Here is a 21,058-nt window from a genome sequence, read left to right on the forward strand (position 1 = left end):
CCCATCAGGCTATTGCCCGGTTAAATCCCGAATTCGTTGCTTCAATCGAGTTGGTGCCGCTTCTACGCCCGTTGCTGCGATCCTTTGGCGAAGCCGACGTTCAAATTCCGCCCGGCTGAAGCAATCAAAACAACGTTTGAGGTGGTCATCGATGACCTGCTGATTCTGCTCATCCAGCTCTCTGTCCAGGTACTCGAACAGGTGATCAATGACTTCCTCACAGGATATCTGCGATGCCTTCATGGACTCACCCTCCCGGATTTGCTTTTTGCGTGGCCGGTTAATCCGGCGTCCTGACCCTGTCGCCAGAGTGATTTCTGCAACAGCCCCCGGGCGCGGTTCAATCGGGACCGAACGGTACCCGATGGCACATCGAGAATGTGAGCAACTTCGTCGTAGCTGTGGCCCTGAATCTCCACCAGAACGAGCACGATCCGGTATGGGTCTGCCAGTGCATCAATGGCTTGCGCCAGGTCTTGCTCAAGCAACTGATTGATGAAATCCGCCTCGGGCTGACCGATCCAAAGCAGGAATGGCTGATGTAAGTGGGCAAACAGGGAAAAAGCAGCAGCGTCAGAAGTTTCGGGCTCATCAAGCGATACTTCCTTCTCCTGGCGACACTGTTTTCGTCGCCAGTGGTCGATAAAGGTGTTGTGCAATATGCGGAAGAGCCAGCCATCCAGGTGATTGGGATCGTCCAGTTGTTCCAGCCGCCGCCAGGCGTTAGAGACCGCTTCAGCGACCACATCCTCGGCTTCGTCAGGATTGCGGGTGAGGCGCAAGGCGGTTCCGTAGAGTCGGTCCATCAACGCCTCGACCTGGCGCCTGAAAATGGAGCGAATCTGTTCCGGGTGCTGGTGTTGCCCTGGATTATCCGAAGCCTTCGTGTCCATAGCGGTTCCCCGTGAGCTCTTTCGCAGGGACGAAGCGGTCAGGGTAAATGTTCCTGAATTCTCCGGGAACATTTGGTCACCCGGATACGTCCTTGCGGCAGCCGGGCAGGTGTCTGGCGTAACAGCAAACTCGGGAAGGACCCATACTATGGAGGATAGATGCGATGGATACTTATGCAAAGCAATGCCAACCGGGCCGTAAGATCATATTGGCCGTGGCTTCCGCTACGCTGGTGTGTTTCAGTCTGGTGTCAGTTGTCCAGGCCAAGACACCCTACAAGGGCGAGGGCCATATGATGATCGAGCCGTCAGAGATGTCATGGAAGCCTGTTGCCTCCATGGCGGAAGGGGCCGAAATCACTGTTCTGGAAGGTGATCTGAGCAGCGGAGAACCGTTCACTATTCGGCTTCGATTGCCGGCCGATTACAAAGTGTTGCCGCACATTCACCCGGCCTATGAGCGGGTAACGGTGCTGTCTGGCACCTTTCATTTCGCCCATGGCGAGGAGTTCCGTCATGACGAGGCCAGGGCACTGCCCACTGGCAGTCTGGCCATTATGGCCCCCGGCGAACCCATGTTCGGTTATGCCGGGGAGCAAGGCACGGTCATCCAGTTGCATGGTAACGGGCCCTGGGGCATTGAGTACCTCAACCCCGCAGACGATCCACGTAAATGAGCCGTTAACGGCGGCCTGGTGTCACGCCATGCCGGGCCGCCTCTATCGCCGAGATGTCGATCTTGCCCATCTCCATCATCGCTTCGAAGGCACGCCGGGCGGCGGCGCGGTCGGGGTCGGCTATGGCTTCAGTCAACGCCACTGGCGTGATCTGCCAGGAGATTCCCCATTTGTCTTTGCACCATCCGCAAGCGCTTTCTTCGCCGCCATTGCCAACGATCGCATTCCAGTACCGGTCCGTTTCCTCCTGATCTTTCGTGGCGACCTGAAACGAAAACGCTTCGTTGTGCTGGAAGGCGGGGCCGCCGTTGAGCCCGAGACAGGGAGTGCCGAGTACCGTGAACTTAACGGTCAGCACATCGCCCTGGGCACCGGAGGGAAAATCTCCGGGAGCGTGGAGTATTTCTCCCACCGAGGAGTCGGGGAAGGTTTGCGCGTAGAAACGAGCCGCTTCTTCGGCATCGCCGTTATACCAGAGGCAAATGGTATTCTTGGGATGTTCCATGATGTTACTCCTCCATTCGATGTGTCGATCTGCGCTCTGTGTATCCGTATTGATTGTGCTTATCAATATAGATCCCACACGGTGGCGCTCCAGTGGTTTTACTGGCCTTCACTGGTAGGTCGTGTGGCAGGGCTGGGAATCGACAGAGGATGGAAGAATTTTCAGGAGGGCCTTTAAGCCCTCCTGAATGAGTTTCGTATCTCGGGGGCGTTAACGGGGCCGCAACCGCCGCTTCTCCGCCCGTCGCATCCAGAACCACGCGATAAACGCGATCACCGAAACCACGGCAATAATGATGGTCGCCAACGCATTGATCTCCGGCGACACCCCCATCCGCACAGATGAGAACACCACCATCGGCAGAGTCGTCGCCCCGGGCCCGGAGACAAAGCTGGCAATCACCAGGTCATCCAGGGACAGGGTAAACGCCAGTAACCAGCCCGACACCAGGGCCGGCGCAATCACCGGCAATGTGATCACAAAGAAGGTTTTCAGCGGCGTACAGCCCAGATCCATGGCGGCTTCTTCGATGGAGCGATCCACTTCCCGCAGCCGCGCGCTCACCACCACTGCCACATAGGCACTGCAGAAAGTGGTATGGGCAATCCAGATGGTGGCCATGCCACGGTCCGCTGGCCAGCCAATCAACTGCGCCATCTGCACAAACAGCAGCAACAGCGACAGGCCCGTGATCACTTCTGGCATCACTAGAGGCGCGGTGATCATACTGGACAGCAGGGTGCGGCCGCGCATCTTCTTGAACCGGGCAATCACAAACGCGCACAGGGTGCCCAGGCACACCGCCATGCTGGCAGAGTAGAAGGCAATACGCAGGCTCATCCAGACAGCAGACAGAATCTGCTCGTTGGCAAACAGCGCGCCGTACCACTTGGTGGAAAATCCGGCCCATACCGATACCAACCGGGAGGCGTTGAAGGAATACACAATCAACACCACCATCGGCAGGTACAGGAACAGCATGCCCAGCACCAGCATGGTTTTGGAGAAACCGGGAGCTCTTAGCCTAACCATTCTTTTCCATCTCCCGTGCCTGGAAACGGTGGAACAACACAATAGGCACCAGCAGCAGTGCCAGCATCACAATCGCCAGGGCCGAGGCCACCGGCCAGTCCCGGTTGTTGAAGAACTCTTCCCACAGCACCTTGCCGATCATCAGGGTATCCGGCCCGCCCAACAGTTCCGGAATCACGAATTCGCCCACGGCGGGTATAAATACCAGCATGGAGCCCGCCAAAATGCCTGCCTTGGACAGCGGCAGGGTGATCGCCCAGAACGTTGTCATGCTGCGGCAGCCAAGATCCGACGCCGCTTCCAGCAGGCGTATATCCAGCTTCACCAGGTTGGTGTAGATGGGCAGGATCATGAACGGCAGGTAGGCGTACACAATGCCCAGAATCACCGCAAAGTTGGTGTTCAGCATTTTCAGGGGCGAGTCGATCAGCCCCAGCCACATCAGGAACGTGTTCAGCAGGCCCTGGTTGCCGAGAATGCCCATCCAGGCGTATACCCGAATCAGGAATGAGGTCCAGGACGGCAGCATCACCATCAGCAGGAACACCAGTTGCCAGTGCTTGGGTGCCCGGGCGATAGCGTAAGCCATGGGATAACCGATCAGCAGGCAGAACAGGGTCGCCAGGAACGCCGTCTTCAACGAGCCCCAGTAGGCGGCCACGTACAAGCTGTCGGAGGCCAGGAACAGGTAATTGCCAAAGTTCACCACCACCGACAGGGTATTGTCGACAAAGCGGAACACCGGTTCGTAGGGCGGAATGGCCATCACCGCCGAGGTCAGACTGATTTTCAGTACCAACGCAAACGGCAGCAGGAAAAACAGCAGCAGCCAGGCAAAGGGTACCCCGAACACAACTCGCCGATGGAATACCACTGCCCGCACCCGCTCGGCGAAGGGGGTTGCCAGAAGCTTCTTGGTCATGGCGTCAGTTCCAGAGCAGGATCGGGCTGGAGGCTTCCCAGGACACATAGACCCGGTCACCCCAGGTGGGTCGCTCACCACGGCGTTCCACGTTGGCCATGGTGGCCTGAACCCGCTTGCCACTGGCCAGCTTCACGTAATAAGACGTGATATCGCCCAGGTAGGCGATGTTGTCGACCGTACCGCAGCTCCAGTTGGTGTCACCTTCCGGTTTCTCTGTGGTCAGGTAGATCTTTTCCGGGCGCAGGGCAATCAGGGTTTCCGTGGTTTCTGCTGGCGTGGTTACGCCCCGGTCAATAAACACCGGTGCATCCAGCAGTTCGCTGGTCAGTGAAATGCTGTCGGAGTTGTCTTCCAGGATGTTCGACTCAAAAATATTCACCGAGCCGATAAACTCCGCCGTCATGCGGCTGTTCGGGCTCTCGTAGATATCAATGGGTGAGCCCACCTGGGCAATCCGGCCGTGAGACATAATGGCAATACGGCTGGCCATGGTCATGGCTTCTTCCTGGTCGTGGGTGACCATCAGGCAGGTTACGCCCACCTTTTCCAGGATATCCACCAGCTCCAGCTGCATTTCCGTGCGCAGTTTTTTGTCGAGCGCGCCCATGGGCTCGTCCAGCAGCAACAGTTTAGGGCGTTTGGCCAGGGATCGGGCCAGGGCCACGCGCTGTTGCTGGCCGCCAGACAACTGTTGTGGTCGCCGCTTGCCGTAGGCTTCCATTTTTACCAGTTTGAGCATGGCCGCCACGCGGTCGGCGATTTCGTTTTTCGGCAGCTTGTCCTGTTTCAGCCCCATGGCAATGTTCTGCTCCACCGTCATGTGGGGGAACAGGGCATAGGACTGGAACATCATGTTGGTGGGCCGCAGGTACGGGGGCAGGGCTGTGATGTCTTGTCCATCCAGCACGATGCGGCCCGAATCCGGAGTTTCAAAGCCTGCCAGCATGCGCAGCAGGGTGGATTTGCCGGAACCGGAACCACCCAGCAGGGCGAAGATCTCGCCCTTGTGGATGTCCAGGCTGACATCGTCCACCGCCAGGGTGCTGTCAAAGCTCTTGGAAATGCCCTTGATGCTGAGAAGCACCTCCGCTTGCGCGGAGGTGCTGTTGGTTACGGCCACCGTCAGCGACCAGACTTCACGCTGGTCCAGGTACGGGTCATCAGGCGCTGGGCGTCCTGGGGCCGACCTTCCATGATGTAGAGATTCTTCATCACCTCATCAGTGGGGTAGATGCTGGTGTCTTCCAGGATTTCCGGGTTCACAAACTCGTCCGCCGCCTTGTTCGGGTTGGCGTACCACACGTAGTTGGTAACGTCCGCGATGATCTCCGGGCGCATCAGGAAGTCCATCAGTTTATGGGCGTTCTCCACGTTCGGCGCGCCGGCCGGAATGGTCATCATGTCAAACCACAGCACCGCACCCTCCTTTGGGATGGTGTAGCGGATGACGTTGCCATTCTCGGCTTCCTCGGCGCGTGCAGCAGCCTGCAGGATGTCGCCGGAGTAGCCGGCCGCCACACACAGGTCACCGTTGGCCAGGTCGCCGATGTATCGGGACGAGTGGAAGTAGGTGATGTTCGGGCGCACGGCCCGGATCACATCGCCACCTTTTTTGATGTCATCAGCGTTGTTGCTGTTCGGGTCCAGGCCAATGTAGGCCATGGCGGCGCGCACCATTTCCTCGCCGGAATCCAGCATGGCAATGCCACAACCGCCAGCGGCCAGCTTGCTGGTTACTTGCGGGTCAAACACCAGGGCCCAGGAGTCCACGGGTGCGTCGTCGCCCAGGATTTTCTGAATTCGGCCTTCATTGTAGCCGTAGCCGTTGGTGCCCCAGAGGTAAGGCAGGGAGAACTTGCTGCCCGGGTCAACCTTTTCCAGGTCGTCCATCAGGTCCGGGTTCAGGTTAGCCATGTTTGGTAGTTTGCTGTGGTCCAGCGCCACGAAGGCTTTGGCAGAGATCTGCTTGGCCACGTAGTGGTTGGAGGGCACAACAAGGTCGTAACCGGAGCGGCCAGAAAGCAGCGCAGCTTCCAGCACCTCGTTGCTGTCGTAAACATCGTAGACAACCTTGATGCCGGTTTCTTGGGTGAACTTCGCCAGGGTGTCCTCGGCGATGTAGTCAGACCAGTTATAAACACGCACTTCTCCGGCGGCAAAAACCGAAGAGGCACCCAGAGACAACGCAACAGCGGCGGCAAGCGCCTGTGGCTTACACAACTTGAACATTAGATGGTGTCCCTCACTGAAAAGGGATGGATACAAAGCGTGCAGGATGCACGCGGTGTTGTGCAGGTCTGCTGAGGGTGGCCGCAGGTGGCAGGTGCTTGTGAGAGCACCGGTATGCCGCCTTATGACTCCTTTGAGGCTTATCCTGGAAACGGCGGAGGGGATCCTGCCGTATTCGAGCGATTTTTAACACGAGAACCCGGCGCGCGCTACAAAAATTTCAATATTGGGATTAGGGGTTGTGCGTACCCTAATCCATGCTGCTCAAGCCCTTGGTTTTGTACGCCTTTACCTGGTCTTTACATGGGTTGACGGACACAGCGCCCGGTCTGCGGGAATATAGATGCAAACAACAGGTCCTGGAGCATGACGATGGAAAAAACGAGCAGGTTTTGGGTAGTGGGGGTGCTGACCCTGGCGGCCGTGGCGCTGTCTGGCTGCAAGGTGAGCGCCACATCCGGAGATCGCTATTATGACCGCGATGAGCAACACTTTAGCCGCGGCTATTTCCTGGATGCCCGAGACACCGGGCGCCATTTCCCCGAGGGCCGATGGAGCCTGAATTACGAGACGGAAGCGTGCATTGGCGACACCCTGTATTTTGAAACAGCGGACCGACGGGTGCGTGTCTATGGCTCCCCCGCCTACAGCGAAAATACCTTTCGTGCCGCCGCAACAGAGGTGAGCACTCGCATAGACGGCGTGCTCAACCGGTTCAGAATGAGCTGGCGTGATTTCGTAGATGAGCGCAGCTCAGCCGTGCCGTACCCGGAACAGGTCATTGCCTGCTTGAGCCCGAGAGTCAGCAACAGTAATCTTGCCTCAGGCATCCTCGCGGCATTGGCGGTTGCCCCATACCACCGAAGCTGGCCCTACGAGGCCGGGCAGATATTCACCCATGAACTGGCCCACTACGTTCAGGAAAACCTGAGCCGCTACACTGCCTCCACGTCTTTGCTGCCGTACTGGTTTGCGGAAGGCCAGGCAGCCCTGGTGGCGGGTGACCCCGTAGCACCTGCCTATCGGCATTACGACTATGACCCCCTGCGAGACGCCACCAAAAACGACGCCAGCAATGTCAGCTACCGTTTCGAACATTACGCACTGGCCTACCGCTATCTGGAGCGGGCCAACGGCGCTCTGGAGATGACGCTGCTGCTGGATCTGGTCCAGTTTATGGACTGGACGGGCGATTACCGCGGGGTGATCAGCTCGGGCGAATCACGGGCCTTTGTGGAGGCGTTTGATGCCATGGAGCTGGTGGACCATCGGGGGCGGTACCTGAGCTTTGCCCGGTTTCGGGCGGACTACCATTCCCTAGTAGGAGCGGGCGGCTGATTCAGCATTCATCCGGTTGCTGCTGCGTCTTCTTTCTGACATTGCGAGCAGCAGGATGCCCAGCCCAAAAAACAACGAGAGGCCGGACAGGTACGCAATCTCGGAGGTCAGGCTTTGGATTGGGGCCCCCATCTGATTGAGGGACAGGAAGCCCTGAATGCCGGGTTTGGCGGGAATCATCATGGTGAGTGAGTCTAGCCACTCCGGGAGATTAGACGCCGGCCAGGCAAACCCTGCCGTGAAGACGATGGGCAACGACGACAGCAGAACAATAACGGTCGTCAGTTCGGGCCTGGGCAAGAGGTAACCGAGCAGGATTGCAAAGAGTGTTGTTGAAGTGAGGAACAACAGGCTGAAACCGATTAATGCGAACTGCGGTGCAGCGTGCGGGACGCCATAAAGCTGAAAGAAAAAGCCGAAATACAAAAGCGCCAGGATCAGGTAGGCGAACACAAACGTTACTAATCTGATCGGAAGTGCCTGTCGGAGCGGGGTAGTGACAAGCCCTGATAACCGGCGGGCCCGATCCTTGATGGTGACCGTGCCTGCTGCAATCAACAGCGTCTGGTGCAGGATCAGAACAAAGACGGCAGGCACAATATAGTTGATGTATCCGCCCGTTGGGTTGAACACCCCATGTGGAGACATCCTGAACGGCATGATTTCACCGGGGATGTTGGCGGGGCTGCTGCCTTTTCGGAAGCTGCTGATAATCTGTGTTTCAACGGAAAGCGTGGTTGTTGCCTTCAGCAGGCCTTCGACAATATTCCCATAAATCAGAAAATAGCTGGCGTCACCGGCGAACGCAATATTCACCGGGCGCCCGAGATAGACGTCTCGCTCGAAGTTGGCGGGAATGACCAGCAGCCCGTGAACGACATCGTTCTCCAACAGGACGGTTGCCTCATCCATGCTTTGTGGGACGGCAGCCACGCGCAACTGAGGCGTTGCGTCGGCCATGCGTATCAATTGCCGGGCGAGCGCTGAGCGGTCCTGATCCAGAACCGCCAGGGCCTGTTGCCCCGGAACGTTCTTCTGGTAGGGCAGCGGGTAAAGCAGTGCATAGAATAAGATGCCACCGATCATAACCAGCATCACCGATCTGTCGTGGATGATATTCGACAGCTCGGCTTTCCAGGTACCCCACAGACTGGTGTTGCGGATCATCAGCTCACCTGCTCTGCAAGTTTGGGGTCAAGCCTTGCCGGAAGTAGCTTCAGCGCTATTGGCAAGACGAGTAGGAAAAGCAGCAACGCAATCAGTGAACTGACAATGAGCGGCAGGGAGGCGCCGTGGTCGGCAATGTCCACCTGCAACTTGATGTAGTGAGTGGATGGCATCAAGCCTCCCCAGGCCCATGCGATCACATTCATATCACCTCGGGGGAAGGTAATACCCATAAATGCAAACGCAGGGGCAAGATACGCAGCGCTAACACTCATTGCTTTTACCCGGTCCCGAACGAGAGCAACAATGAGGACTGCCATGGCCTGAACGCTGAAGATGGTCAGGGCCAAACCAAGAAGAAGCCAGACGATGTTGCCGGATGGCTGCCACCCCAGAAAGAGGCGGAACAATACGAGCATCAGCAACCCCTGGAGCCAGAGGAGCAGGCTGACAGGCGCAAGCGCGGCAGTGATCGCTTTGCTCCGCTCAATCAATGGTGCCGGGATGGCTTGTTTTTCGAGTCGCCAGCTTAACGTCAGAACCGTTGAGATAACGATGATAATTTGCCAGAGAGCCGGCGATATTGACGTCACCAGAAAGCGCGCGTAGCTCATGTTGGGGTTATAGAGCGATGTGACTTGCGGGCGCACTGGCACTGCCGAGGTGATGGCTTCAGGGGCAGTCTGGCCATGGCTGATCTTAAGGCCAACACCCGTGCGTGCGGCCAGATCCATGGAGGCGCTTATTAACGATGAATTGATGAATTTTCCGGACAACAGATATTGATTGTTGTAAAAGGCGGTCACCGTCGGGCTGATCGAAAGCCGAAGGTCTCGCCCAAAATTTTCCGGAATGATAACAAGGGCAAGGATTTCAGATCGCTGAAGGGCATCTGCGCCAGCGGACGCTGAGGTGTATGACCTTAACAGGCTCAGGCCCGGGCTTGCGTCCAACTGACGTTCAACCGTATAGGATTCATGGCTATGGTCCAGATTGACAACACCCACGGGAAGAGATTGCGGTGTTCCAATCCGGAAGATACTGATCAACAACACGAACAGAACCGGCGGCAGCCAAACGACCACCGCAAGCAGCCAGGGTTGCGCCTGCAGAGCTTTCCAGCCAGTCAGATGCTCACTACCCATCGGGCTCTCCGGTCCGTTTCCGAGCTTATGGTGCCATCTCAAGAAGAACACTCATGCCCGCCCTTAATCCAGCGATTGGCTTCACAGGTTGCATTTCTACCTCGAACGTTCTCATATCAAATCCGCGCCCTGGCGTTGTTGCACGCCATGTTGCGTAGTCCCCGAGCACAGAAATATGGCTGACACGGAATCGTGCGGATTGATCAAGGGCAGGGATTTTCAGATCAAATTCACTGCCTTCCGTGACTCGGCTGAGCAAATCTTCCCTGACGTTGAATAATGCCCACGAATCATCAAGATCAGTGACAATAATCACCGGGAAACCCTGGGGGGCAAGCTCTCCCTCGTTCAACAGCACATTACTGACAATGCCACCTCTGTGGGCCCGCGCCACAGTATCATCCAGCAGTTCAGCAACTTCGTCTCTCAAACTTGAGGTGGCTGCTTCACCGGCTTGCGCCGCGGTGCGGGCTTCCTGCCGTGGGCCTGCTTCGGCCAGTTTCAATATCTCAGATGCCGTAACCCGTGTTTTCTCGGCCACCTTCCACAGTGTGAACGTATCGTCGGCTCTTTGCCTGGCAACCAGACCCTCATCTGCAAGCGCACGAATACGTTCAAAGGTGGTTTTTGCCAGTGCCTCGGCGGCCAGTGCTTTTTCATACTCGCTGCGAGCTGCGGCGATACGTTCTTCACGCGTTCCACCCTCAACGGCTTGAGCGAGAGATTGGCTTATGGTTTCAAGCGCTTCTATCTGAGTCAGTTTGGCCTCAAGCTCCGGGCTGTCGATGCGGAAAACCTCAGTGCCTGCCTCTACGCGATCCCCACGGCGGACGCTAATGTCTGCAACCCGCCCCGGAATTTTGGACGCCACCATATGTTGCCTGGCCTCAATCTGCCCCTGTAACTGGATGGGGGCAGGTGCGTAGGCTTTCCAGAAGACGATGACAATACCCAACAGGATGACAACAACGATAAGAGGAATGGCAATTCGTTTCGCAGTCACTGAATTTCATCTCCTTCAAGCACGTAGGAAAACAGGCTTTCATAGTCGCCGCTCAGGGTCAGTAACTGAGTAAATGCCAGCACGAAACGGAGAGCCGCTGCATCACGACGGGTCTGTGTGGTCGCCAGGAAGGTTTGGGCATCGATGACATCAAGCGAGCGCCCGAGCCCTTCAGCGAATGCGCGTTCCTGCAATCTTAAGGTCTGCTCTGCCAGGGCCACGGTCGATGCCAGGTCCCGGTGCTCAGCAAGGGCCTGCCGGGCTTCACGGTAGTTCCGGTCGAGTAGCAACTCCAGCCTTCGTTGAGTGGCCTTTTGCAGTGAATCGACCTCACGAACAGTGTTGTCGGCTGCGCCTACCTTGCCTTTGCGGCCACTACGATCCACCAGCGCGATTCGGACGCCTACGCCAACCAGCCAATCCGGCGTCAGATCGCTCGCCAAAGAATCGTTCTCATACACGTTGTAGCTGCCGAACAGAAAAACGTCCGGGCGATACAGGCCCCGGCTCGCTTGGGCAATGTTCTTCGCCTGCTCATGCTTGGTGGACAGAATCCGCAGGCTCGGGTGTTCGCTTAACCCTGCCTCGAACGTATCCCGCGGAGGTAATTGCGGGAGGGTGAACAGAGGCGTTGTTGGATCCAGCCGGCGCGATTCAACCCGGTGCCCGTTATCCTGGAAATCCATATGTATCAACGACGCAAACGCGTTGTGCGCCGTGTCTCGTTGTTCCTCAACCGCTCGGGTGGTAATCCTGGCTCTGTCATAAGCGGCTTCCGCAGCCAGGCGCTCCACGCCGGAAATCTGTGCCTGATCCTCCAGGGCTGTTGCCACATGCAGATGCCTGGCAAGAGCGCTTTCTACCTGTTGCTGAGTGTTCAACGCGCGCTCCGCCATTACCAAACCGAAGTAGGTCGCAACCAGCTCCGTAAACCGGGCCCGCCGGACTTCCTCCAGGACATGTGATGCTTCGGTCTGCTCGAGTTGAAGCAGATTTTTCTTGGCCGTGATTTTTCCGCCGGTATAAATCGGCCACAGAGTGTTTATTGAGCTTCGAGTTATGTTGCGGCTTGTGACGGGTGTCTGGAAGGCTCCGGGGCCGCCAATCAAGTCGATCAGCAATTGCCCTGGTATGGTTTCCGATGCGCTGTTGAGGGGGTTCAGAGACAGCGCATCCAGTTCTATCTGGGAGTCGAGCCGCGTGTAAGACCCCACCAGGTCAACTTGGGGCAGATACAAGCTGTTCGCCGTTGATGCCAAGGCTTCCGCCCGAAGACTGGCTGACTGATTTGCGGACAGCAGATCGTCGTTTTGGAGAAGTGCTTGCCAGGATTCAGATAAGTTCAGAGAGGACGGTCTGTTCTCACCATACGCGCTGACACTCAAGCAGACAGCTAATATGAACGGCAAACATTTTACCTTTTCCCGCACGTTGACCTCGTGTTCTGGAGCGAAAGCGATTTATATCGATGTACGCCAAGTCTAGTCTAATTGTCTCCACACGTGCTCAGGGCTTTGTGGTTTTGAGAATTTTCTTAAATTTCTTAATCCGGGTTGATGGTCCCTGGTAACGCAATGACCTCACCATACACTCAGAAAACACCCTGACAGGAGATGCTGCCAGGGTGTTGTGGAGAGAACACCACAAAAGCTTGAATAGACTACTGAGCGGTAATAACGGTCATTACCAGCTTGCCATCCCGGCGAATCGGGCCGTCTTCCTTGGCACCCAGGGTGTATTCAAAAATACCGGTCTTGCTGCCGCCTTCCTCGTTGTGAATCATCAGCATCAGCTTGTCGCCGCTGGCGACTTCTTCGGTCAGGATGGCCGCGACATCCATATTTTTGCCTTTCTTCAGGGGAGCGTAGGCTACCACAGGGCCGGGCTTCATGGCTTCGTCCGTGCGGTGCACAACCAGCCAGCCGTTCTCTTCAGTCACCACTTTCTTGGCGGTTACCGTGCCTTCGGATACAGATTGGTCATCGCCCCAGACACCCACTTTGTTGCTGTGATCCATCGCCAGCGCTGAGCCGGAGGCGAATGCGCCGGAAACCAGGGCGGCCGCCAGGAATGCAGTGGTTTTGATGTGCTTCTTCATTGTGTGCTCCTTAGGTTCGGTTGTACCCATCCATCACCTTGTTTTTGATGGGAGTACAAGCAGCTACGGAGCGGCGCCTGAAAAGTTTCAGGCGCCATCACAATTTAGTTGCGACCTTTGCCTTGGTCGGCAGAGGTGGGATAAAGGAAGCCGTGAATAGCCGGCCCAGTCGGTTGCCCTGTGGGTGAACCACCCTTCGGCTCAAGGCTGATGCCAAAGGTGGCGCCACGCAGAGTTTCCGGGTCGTAATCACGCAGTGCAGCCTGGTCCAGGGTGAAGTTTTCGCCGATCACGCCCACCGATCGTGGGTTGGGGCCATACTCCTCTGCCACCATCCACAGCTGGTAAGATTTGTCTGGTTGAGGTTCGGCGGTTACCGGCTGGATATTCAGCTGGCGGCTGGTCAGGTCCACCGTCAACAGGAACGCAGGCTGTTCATCGTTGTGCTGGAATACCGCCACGAAGGATTGCGCTTGTGGGTCCGGCTCCGGCTGGGTGGCCAGCACGGCAACCAGTACCAGCGCCGCTGCCGAAGCAATGGCCGTGCTCCAGCGCCAGCGGGTCAGCTGTTTGCGAAGGCTGACGACGTTGTCTGGTGCTGCGCTCCGCGCTTCTGGCGCAGCGTAGTGCTGGTCAGTTTTCTGGTCGATCGTTCGCTGAATTCTGGCAAACAGCTCGGGGCCGGGCTCTACAGGTTCAACCCCATCAAGCATGCCAGCCAGCCGGGCCTCCCATTGCTGAATTAACGCTTCCAGCTCAGGTTCGCGGGCACGGCGAGCCTGCAAGGCATCCCGCTCTTCTTTTGGCAGAGTTCCCAGAACGAACTCTGCAACCAGCATATCCAGGTCGTCGCGTTCGTTCATGGTTCAAGACACCTTTTGATCTGTTTCAAAGCTCGGTGCAACCAGGTTTTCACAGTGTTGATCGGCTGGTCAAAATGCTTCGCCAACTGATCCCGGGACCAACCGTTCAGATACGCCAGACGAACCATGTCCTGGCGATCTTTTTCGAGTTGGTCAATGCAATGGTTCAAGTGCTTTACCGTTTGTTGATCTGAGATTTGTTCATGGGCAGTCGGCGAATGGTCCGCAATACTGTCCAGTTCGTCGCTTGCGGTCTCCCGCCTTGCCGGATGCCGCCGCAGTTCGTCGATAGCGCCATGCCGGGCAATGGCTGCAAGCCAGGTGATCGGTGAGGAACGTTCCGCATCGAACTGGTTCGCCTTATGCCAGACTTTGACATAGGTGTCGTGAATCACATCATCTGCCCAAGTCCGGTCCTTGAGGATACGCAGCACGGTGGCCAGAAGTTTCGGGGCGGTGGCTTCGTATAACTCGGCAAACGCTTTTCGGTCCTGCTGGGCAACCCGGTGCAGGAGCCGGGTGATACCGGAACTGCCTTCGTGATCGGCGCTCAGGTAGTCACTGGCGCCGGGAGACGCGTCTGGCTGATGTGAGTCAGAGTACATGCGCGCCTCAGTCAGTCTGTTGCGGGGAGCGGGCGTCGGTCCCGATGAACAGGTACACGGAATGTCGGCGGTGGTCTTCTACCCGGTGCAAGGCGACAGCCGGTGCCTTGGGCTCGCCACTTGTGAACTGAATTCGCTCGCCCGCGGGCTTGCCATCACGCTCTCGAACGCCCTTTTCGGCTTGCCAATTTGGCCCAAGGCACTCAAACAGTTCGCTTGCGGCACGGGCGTGCATGGTTTCCGCAACCTCCTTATCCGGAGCAGACACTGTGCAGGTATAGGCGGAGTCTCCGTTGCCCCAGGCCCAGATCTCGCAATGGCCCTTGATCAGTTGCTCTTTTGCCCGGTAGATGGTCACAGAATTGAAGTTGCTGCTGCTTCCCCGGTAATCAGCGAAGCCGGTGGGATAATCCGCCACTATGTTCTGAAGGGTAGCGCAGGGATCTTCCGTACCACTGGTAACAGGTTGGAAACTGCTGCATCCGGCAAGTGCCGCGCTCGCCATAGTAATAACGAGAGCCGTGGTTGTGTTTCTGACCATCAATCGGTTCCTTCGCTGAATAGGGGGCTAAAGAGCATTTGAGCTTAACTGTAGAAGCGATGCAAAGGCCAGACAAGCAAGATCAAAGTTGTTGGCGCGAGATGCCCTGCCGCACCCGAATAATATCTGCCATGACCGCCAGGGCAATTTCTGCGGGCGTTTTGCTGCCGATATTCAAACCTACGGGCATATGAATCCTGCGGATCTGTTGCTCGGTCAGTCCGCCAATGCGCACCAGACGTTCCCGCCGCTTTTCTGAGGTTTTCATGGACCCCATCACGCCGATGTAAAAAGCGTCGGTTTTCACGGCTTCCATCATGGCGGTATCGTCAATGCGCGGGTCATGGGTGAGCGCGACCACTGCGGTAGCGCGATGGCAGCCCTCACGGGCAATAAACACCGAGGGCAGCTCCTGTTGGAGTGTCACGTCCGCCAGGTTGAAGTGCCGAACTTCCTCGGGCCTTGGGTCGCACACAATGACTTCAAAGCCCAAGCTGTGTGCAAAGCTTGCGCAGGCGGTGGCAACCGGTGACAACCCTGCAATAACCAATCGCGAAACCGGGCCAACACGCAATCTCAGGCGGGCCCGGTCTGTCTCTTCGGTAACCCGTGCGCCCAACTCGCTCTCTGGTTCCAGGTGAATGTCTCCGGTTTCCAGTGATACCACCCGGGCAATCGGCCCGTCTCCCGATAGTGCTGACTGCAGCGCCAGAAAATGCTCTCGGGAAGCCGAAGATGCTGGCCAGTGCTCAATCAGAACATCCAGTACTCCGCCACAGGGGAGGGTTACGCGGGGATTGTTTGGGCCGTCCGGAGCGCCGTAGCGAATGCGATTAATGCGCCCTTTGAAGGTGTTGTCCTGCAGGCGGGCCAGAAAATCTTCTTCCACGCACCCACCGGAAAGCGAGCCGTAGTGGGCACCATCCTGCCGGGCGATCAGCCAGGAACCCGGCGCTCGGGGTGAGGAGCCAAAGGTGCTCACCACCGTACAGAACCAGAAGTCATGCCCCTCATCACACCAATGCAAGGCTTGTTCAACAACTTTACTATCCAGTGGCTGCATGCAGAGATCGCTGTGTAGATGGATTCAAAGGCGGCCAGGCCGGCTCGCAGCATAGCCCAGATTGTCTATAATCGGGTACAAATCACAAGGAGCTGTCTGATGCCTGCGACACCCCACGCCGTTAAATTTCATCCGTTGCATCACCACCACGCCCACGGCGCCTGCCAATGTGGCTCACCTTTATTGACACAGTTCCATGAGCGCATGATGGCGGACATCAGTCGCCGCCAATTCATCGGAGGTATGGCCGGTGTGATGGCGATGTTTGCGGCATTGCACGCCCCGAGCGTACTGAGCCAGCAGCCAAAAGACGACAACCGGCCGATGCTGCTGAAAAACCTGAGGTTGTTTGATGGCAGCGGCGGGCCACTGCGTGACGGCGTAGCCATTCGCATTCAGGACGGCCGTATTCAGGCCCTGCTCTCCAACGCTGAGGATGCCGGTGATGCAGAGGTCATTGATTGCGGCGGTCGTGTTGTCATGCCGGGGCTGATTGACGCCCACTGGCACACCACGCTGGCGGGCATCAGCCAGCTGGAAGCCATGACCGCAGACCCAGGCTACGTGCATCTGGTTGCAGCCAAAGAGGCCGAACGCACCCTGATGCGTGGTGTTACCTCGGTTCGAGACGTAGGCGGCCCCTCGTTCGCCCTAAAACGCGCTATCGACAAGGGCATTGTGGATGGTCCAAGAATTTTCCCGGCCGGTGCCATGATTTCCCAAACTTCCGGCCATGGCGATTTTCGCATGCGGCACGAAGTGCCGAGGGGGACAGCCTCGCCTCTGAGTGAGCAGGAAAAACAGGGCGTTGCCGTGATTGCTGATGGTGAAGCCGAAGTGCTCCGGCGCACCCGTGAACAGCTGATGCTGGGTGCCTCCCAGATCAAACTGATGGCCGGCGGTGGTGTGGCCTCCACCTATGACCCGCTGGACAGCACCCAGTTTACCGAACGGGAACTGCGCGCCGCCGTAGAGGCAGCAGACGACTGGGGCACCTACGTGGCCGTACACGTTTACACATCCAAGGGCATTCAGCGATCTTTGCGCGCAGGGGTAAAGTCCATCGAGCATGGCCAGCTGGCTGATGAGGAAAGCGTGCGGATGATGGCCGGCGAGGGTGCCTGGTGGAGCCTGCAACCCTTCCTGCAGGATGAAGACTCCAATGTCTATCCCGATGCCGCGCGCCGCGAATCACAACGTATGGTGGCCGAAGGCACCTTGCGTGCCTACGAGATGGCCCAACGCTTTGACGTCAAGACAGCTTGGGGCACCGATATACTCTTCAGCCCCCAGAACACCAAAAACCAGTTGCGACACCTGGCCAAACTCACGCGCTTCTACGACTCGCTCACTACACTGGCCATGGCGACCGGCCGTAATGGTGAACTACTCGCCATGTCCGGACCAAGAAGCCCGTACAAGGGCAAACTTGGCACCATAGAGCCCGAGGCTCTGGCAGACCTGTTGGTGGTGGATGGCAACCCGGAGCAGGGATTGGAGTTTCTGAATGAACCAGAAAACACCCTCCGGCTAATTATGAAGGGAGGGCGTGTACATAAAAATACTCTCTGATCTTCTGCTATTCGATTGGTCGTAACCTTACGTTCACAAGGAGGCGCCGGGGGAGGTTAAACCAATCCCAGCCTCTCCGCAGCTTCGCGAATTTGGGTGTCGTGACTCAGACCGAGCTTTTGCATGGCATCTCGTTTCTGGCGACTGATGGTCTTCTCACTGCGGTTGAGGTGCAGGGCGATTTGTTTACCGGACAGTCCGCTTGCACTCAGGCGGAGAACTTCCAGTTCCCGATGCGTCAGGGTTTCCCGATTTCCCCGCTGGTCCGCCTGATAGTTCGTAAGGCGCGTTTTCAGCTCACTGCTAATAAACGTCTTACCCTGGGTAACAGTTCGAACGGCATCCGCGAGATCTTTTAATCTCTCGCGTTTGTCAAAGAGCCCGTTAACGCCTTTTTTGAGCATGGCCTGCGCAACACCGATATTCTGAATCGTCGTTATAACGATTATTTTCATAATCGGGTAATTGCGACGAAGGAAACTGATCAGATCAAGCCCATCAGAGAAGCTGCTTCCGGGCATGTTGTAATCTGTGATCAACAGATCGCACCAGTTGTTTTTAAGAACATCGAGAAGATTATCGACACTTTCCGGTGTGCCGACAATATTGGCCTGTATCCGAGAATCGAATGTCAGGATGGAGTTAATGCCCGCGAGTACAACGGGATGATCGTCTGCGATTACAACATTGATCGCTGGTCCTTCGGTCATGCTCAGTCTCGACTCCTGCCTTTGATTATTACACGGCTGACCAATTGCCTGGAGCTGGTTTGGTTAGCGTGTTGCATACCCGTCCATCGGTTTGTTTCAGTTCGCTATTCGCAGCGGATTCTACCGTTACAAAATCAGAAAAATGACTGGCATTCGGTTTATACGAACGCATTGGCTTACGGTTCAGCCCGGCAGTCCCAAAAGGGGGTGACTGAGGTTGTTACTTGATCTGGGTCAATATACTGAGTGGAGCTGTGTAGCCTCGCCCATCGAACTATGGCGTTCATGCTGATCGCCATGGCCCTCGTGTGAAATTCAATCACCGCACGTAGCGGTTTAATTGAAGTTTGAGATTATTCCCATGTTTTGTGCTGTAGATCACCGGTATTGTGTCGCCCGATTTGAGGGGCCGCGCGACGGCAAATGCACTTTGGAGGCACAAGAATGCGCTCAGAAATTCGCAGTCGGAGCAGGGGGATTGCCTTGAGTGTATGCTTGATCACTGTCTTCTCAGCTCCTGCTGGTGCGATAGGCGCCAGCGATACGCCAATCTATCCGTCGCCGATCCTGGGCATTAAAGCAGGCTATCAAACAGTCACCGGGCAGAATCAAGGGGCCGACAGTTCTGGTGGAGGGCTTGTTGGTGCTTACACGGGGCTTCGCTTTTCACCTCGCTTTCAGTGGGAGCTGGGTTATCAAACACACAACCAGTTCAATGCCAGCGGAATCTCTGACAGAGTACGGTCTTTGCTTTACGAATCCGCCCTTCGCTACGACTGGTATTTCCAACAGGAAATGAGCGCTTACGGAAGGTTTGGGCTCGCGTTCTGGGATGTTGAAGCCTCGGGGGCTTTTGGGAGAAGCGACGAAGGGCTCTCCCCCCTTGGCGAAATTGGGTTTCATTACCGAATCAATCGCAATGCCGGAATTAACATTGGGTACCAGTATATTGATTCAATCGGTCGTGGCGGGGAGGCCCGGTACGATAGTTTTGCGCTGATCGCTGGTTTGGTATTCAGTTTTGGTTCTGAAAAAAACGGTAGCCGACATGTCGGAGAGGTTTTCCAGGAGCAGGATCAGTTCTCCTTTCAGTTGACGTCCGCAACCGGTGGCGCAGTAGTTCAGCACAGATGCACCGCCAACGGTGATGAGGTCCTTCGGGAGGGGCAAACACTTCATTCGATATTCTTTCGGATTAATGAGCAAGTGGCGTCATTATCGGACTACGACGCACTTGCTGGCGTTATCGATATGTTGGGTCAACAGCCTTCACTTGAAGTTGAACTTGTTGGCTACACTGACAGCTCGGGCAGTGCGTCCTACAATCAGCATCTGTCGCAAAGGCGAGCAGAGTTTGTTGGTGATATTCTGTTGGCCAACGGAGTCAATGCAACCCGCCTTCATGTTCGCGGGGGAGGAGCTTTGGACGAGGGGGTTGTGACGGAGCAGGAGCGAGCACAACAGCGCCGTGTTGACATAAATGTCGTGGCGTCTCAGTGCATATGAGTTGCAAGGGAATGATGATTAGCCAGGCCTGATGTTTAACGCTCTTTGGTGGCCACTAGTGAACATGTTCAAGAAATTGTTCGGGGAGCATCCAGTATGGAGTTTGCTTCTTCCGGTTTTTGCGCTGAGTTTGTTGGCTATGGTTTGGGGTGGAGCCATGGGGCCGGCCGTTGCTTTTTTGGCAGTTTTCACCCTTATTGGCGTTGTTCTGGTCGCAGTCTACCACGCGGAGGTGGTCTCTCACGGAATTGGTGAGCCATTTGGTGCATTGGTTCTCGCCCTTGCGGTGACTGTCATTGAGGTGTCGTTGATCGTTTCTTTGATGTTGTCAGAGTCCGGGGACGCAAGCAGTCTGACCCGCGATACTGTTTTTGCCACCATCATGATCGTTTGTAATGGCGTGATTGGCCTGTGCCTTCTTGTCGGAGCCCTGAAATACCACACCCTCAGCTTCCGCGTTGAGGGAACCACTCCGGCTCTGGCAGTCATTACGACGTTGGTCACCATGACGTTAATCCTGCCGGACTTTACCTTTTCCACGGAAGGCCCAACATACTCCAAGGCACAGTTGCTCTTCGCTGGAGGCATGGCTTTACTGTTGTATTTCCTGTTTGTATTCGTGCAGACAATAAGGCATCGCGACTACTTCATGCCCGATGAGTTCGACACGAAAGGCAGTGAAACTGACCAAAAACACCATTCCCGCGCCGGCCTTGTTGGCAGCGTCGTCTTGTTGGTGCTCTCCCTCGCCGCTGTGGTTGGCCTCGCTGAAATCATGGCGCCGATCGTAGAAGGTAAAGTCGTTTCGCTGGGTTTACCCCATGCCGTGGTAGGTGTGCTGATTGCACTGATGGTGTTGTTACCTGAAACCATTGCTGCACTGAGAACCGCACTCCGTGATCAAATGCAGATAGGGTTCAACCTGGCGTTTGGCTCCGCCATGGCAAGCATTGGCTTGACCATTCCTGTTATTGCAGCCTTGTCATTGTACCTTGGCCTGCCGATGTCACTTGGGTTGCCGCCCAAGGAAATGGCGTTGCTCGTATTAACGTTGTTCCTCACGGCTACTACTCTGATAGGGGGAAGAGCAACTATTGTTAATGGGGCTGTTCACCTGGTCGTGTTCTTCTCGTTTATATTCTTGTCATTTGTACCGTGAATCAAAGGGATGTTTTCGAGTGTCCCT

General features: G+C 56.4%; 22 protein-coding genes. 5 read left to right on the top strand and 17 right to left on the bottom strand.

The window, feature by feature from the left end; all coding sequences use genetic code 11:
- Positions 1 to 9 precede the first annotated feature (9 nt).
- Positions 10 to 243, bottom strand: a complete 234-nt coding sequence (locus tag C7H10_RS12700; RefSeq protein WP_058091674.1) for an anti-sigma factor family protein — start codon at positions 241 to 243, stop codon at positions 10 to 12.
- Positions 240 to 893: an RNA polymerase sigma factor gene (locus C7H10_RS12705; RefSeq protein WP_106695201.1), complete on the bottom strand. Its 654-nt coding sequence runs from the start codon at positions 891 to 893 to the stop codon at positions 240 to 242. The genes C7H10_RS12700 and C7H10_RS12705 overlap by 4 nt, the downstream gene beginning before the upstream one ends.
- Positions 894 to 1,057: 164 nt before the next feature.
- On the opposite strand from C7H10_RS12705, the gene C7H10_RS12710 reads away from it, so the two are divergent.
- On the top strand, positions 1,058 to 1,570 hold the full coding sequence (locus C7H10_RS12710; protein ID WP_208622835.1) for a cupin domain-containing protein: 513 nt from the start codon (positions 1,058 to 1,060) through the stop codon (positions 1,568 to 1,570).
- A 4-nt stretch (positions 1,571 to 1,574) separates the two neighbouring features.
- Here C7H10_RS12710 and C7H10_RS12715 read toward each other — a convergent pair whose 3' ends face one another.
- From C7H10_RS12715 to C7H10_RS12735, 5 genes are all read right to left on the bottom strand, one after another.
- A complete protein-coding gene (locus tag C7H10_RS12715; protein WP_106695202.1) occupies positions 1,575 to 2,075 on the bottom strand; it encodes a VOC family protein in 501 nt (166 codons plus the stop codon).
- A 210-nt stretch (positions 2,076 to 2,285) separates the two neighbouring features.
- Complete coding sequence (locus C7H10_RS12720) at positions 2,286 to 3,107, bottom strand: ABC transporter permease subunit (RefSeq protein ID WP_106695203.1); 822 nt, start codon at positions 3,105 to 3,107, stop codon at positions 2,286 to 2,288.
- Complete coding sequence (locus C7H10_RS12725; RefSeq protein ID WP_106695204.1) at positions 3,100 to 4,029, bottom strand: ABC transporter permease subunit; 930 nt, start codon at positions 4,027 to 4,029, stop codon at positions 3,100 to 3,102. Before C7H10_RS12725 ends, C7H10_RS12720 begins: the two co-directional genes overlap by 8 nt.
- Positions 4,030 to 4,033: 4 nt before the next feature.
- The gene (gene potA, locus C7H10_RS12730; RefSeq protein ID WP_374787662.1) at positions 4,034 to 5,116 is read right to left on the bottom strand and encodes a polyamine ABC transporter ATP-binding protein; all 1,083 of its coding nucleotides are present in this window, start codon (positions 5,114 to 5,116) and stop codon (positions 4,034 to 4,036) included.
- A gap of 38 nt (positions 5,117 to 5,154) precedes the next feature.
- The gene (locus tag C7H10_RS12735; protein ID WP_106695205.1) at positions 5,155 to 6,261 is read right to left on the bottom strand and encodes a polyamine ABC transporter substrate-binding protein; all 1,107 of its coding nucleotides are present in this window, start codon (positions 6,259 to 6,261) and stop codon (positions 5,155 to 5,157) included.
- 372 nt (positions 6,262 to 6,633) lie between these two features.
- Here C7H10_RS12735 and C7H10_RS12740 point away from each other — a divergent pair, with 372 nt between their 5' ends.
- Positions 6,634 to 7,599 carry a hypothetical protein gene (locus tag C7H10_RS12740; RefSeq protein WP_106695206.1) on the top strand — a complete coding sequence of 322 codons (966 nt, stop codon included), beginning with the start codon at positions 6,634 to 6,636 and terminating at the stop codon, positions 7,597 to 7,599.
- On the opposite strand, the gene C7H10_RS12745 is transcribed toward C7H10_RS12740, so the two are convergent.
- From C7H10_RS12745 to C7H10_RS12785, 9 genes are all read right to left on the bottom strand, one after another.
- Positions 7,579 to 8,766 carry an ABC transporter permease gene (locus C7H10_RS12745; RefSeq protein WP_106695207.1) on the bottom strand — a complete coding sequence of 396 codons (1,188 nt, stop codon included), beginning with the start codon at positions 8,764 to 8,766 and terminating at the stop codon, positions 7,579 to 7,581. The two genes, C7H10_RS12740 and C7H10_RS12745, sit on opposite strands and share 21 nt — an antisense overlap.
- Positions 8,766 to 9,851, bottom strand: a complete 1,086-nt coding sequence (locus C7H10_RS12750) for an ABC transporter permease (RefSeq protein WP_167392907.1) — start codon at positions 9,849 to 9,851, stop codon at positions 8,766 to 8,768. The genes C7H10_RS12745 and C7H10_RS12750 overlap by 1 nt, the downstream gene beginning before the upstream one ends.
- 85 nt (positions 9,852 to 9,936) lie before the next feature.
- Complete coding sequence (locus C7H10_RS12755) at positions 9,937 to 10,914, bottom strand: HlyD family secretion protein (protein WP_106695209.1); 978 nt, start codon at positions 10,912 to 10,914, stop codon at positions 9,937 to 9,939.
- Positions 10,911 to 12,152, bottom strand: a complete 1,242-nt coding sequence (locus C7H10_RS12760; RefSeq protein WP_146136817.1) for a TolC family protein — start codon at positions 12,150 to 12,152, stop codon at positions 10,911 to 10,913. The genes C7H10_RS12755 and C7H10_RS12760 overlap by 4 nt, the downstream gene beginning before the upstream one ends.
- A gap of 422 nt (positions 12,153 to 12,574) precedes the next feature.
- A complete protein-coding gene (locus C7H10_RS12765; RefSeq protein ID WP_106695211.1) occupies positions 12,575 to 13,012 on the bottom strand; it encodes a DUF7282 domain-containing protein in 438 nt (145 codons plus the stop codon).
- Positions 13,013 to 13,116: 104 nt separating this feature from the next.
- The gene (locus tag C7H10_RS12770; RefSeq protein WP_106695212.1) at positions 13,117 to 13,875 is read right to left on the bottom strand and encodes an anti-sigma factor; all 759 of its coding nucleotides are present in this window, start codon (positions 13,873 to 13,875) and stop codon (positions 13,117 to 13,119) included.
- Complete coding sequence (locus C7H10_RS12775; RefSeq protein ID WP_106695213.1) at positions 13,872 to 14,480, bottom strand: sigma-70 family RNA polymerase sigma factor; 609 nt, start codon at positions 14,478 to 14,480, stop codon at positions 13,872 to 13,874. Before C7H10_RS12775 ends, C7H10_RS12770 begins: the two co-directional genes overlap by 4 nt.
- Before the next feature lie 7 nt (positions 14,481 to 14,487).
- Positions 14,488 to 15,021 (bottom strand): hypothetical protein, encoded by a 534-nt coding sequence (locus tag C7H10_RS12780; RefSeq protein ID WP_106695214.1) that lies wholly within the window; start codon positions 15,019 to 15,021, stop codon positions 14,488 to 14,490.
- 82 nt (positions 15,022 to 15,103) lie between these two features.
- Complete coding sequence (locus tag C7H10_RS12785; RefSeq protein WP_106695215.1) at positions 15,104 to 16,084, bottom strand: XdhC family protein; 981 nt, start codon at positions 16,082 to 16,084, stop codon at positions 15,104 to 15,106.
- Positions 16,085 to 16,183: 99 nt separating this feature from the next.
- On the opposite strand from C7H10_RS12785, the gene C7H10_RS12790 reads away from it, so the two are divergent.
- Positions 16,184 to 17,656, top strand: a complete 1,473-nt coding sequence (locus C7H10_RS12790) for a metal-dependent hydrolase family protein (protein WP_106695216.1) — start codon at positions 16,184 to 16,186, stop codon at positions 17,654 to 17,656.
- Between the two features lie 56 nt (positions 17,657 to 17,712).
- Here the strand turns inward: C7H10_RS12790 and C7H10_RS12795 are convergent, their stop codons facing one another.
- On the bottom strand, positions 17,713 to 18,366 hold the full coding sequence (locus C7H10_RS12795) for a response regulator (RefSeq protein WP_106695217.1): 654 nt from the start codon (positions 18,364 to 18,366) through the stop codon (positions 17,713 to 17,715).
- A gap of 495 nt (positions 18,367 to 18,861) precedes the next feature.
- Here C7H10_RS12795 and C7H10_RS12800 point away from each other — a divergent pair, with 495 nt between their 5' ends.
- The gene (locus tag C7H10_RS12800; protein ID WP_167392909.1) at positions 18,862 to 19,872 is read left to right on the top strand and encodes an OmpA family protein; all 1,011 of its coding nucleotides are present in this window, start codon (positions 18,862 to 18,864) and stop codon (positions 19,870 to 19,872) included.
- A 64-nt stretch (positions 19,873 to 19,936) separates the two neighbouring features.
- Positions 19,937 to 21,031, top strand: coding sequence for a calcium:cation antiporter (locus tag C7H10_RS12805; RefSeq protein WP_106695219.1), 1,095 nt, complete (start codon positions 19,937 to 19,939; stop codon positions 21,029 to 21,031).
- Positions 21,032 to 21,058 lie beyond the last annotated feature (27 nt).

The organism is Marinobacter shengliensis (assembly GCF_003007715.1).
Classification (GTDB): Bacteria; Pseudomonadota; Gammaproteobacteria; order Pseudomonadales; family Oleiphilaceae; genus Marinobacter; species Marinobacter shengliensis.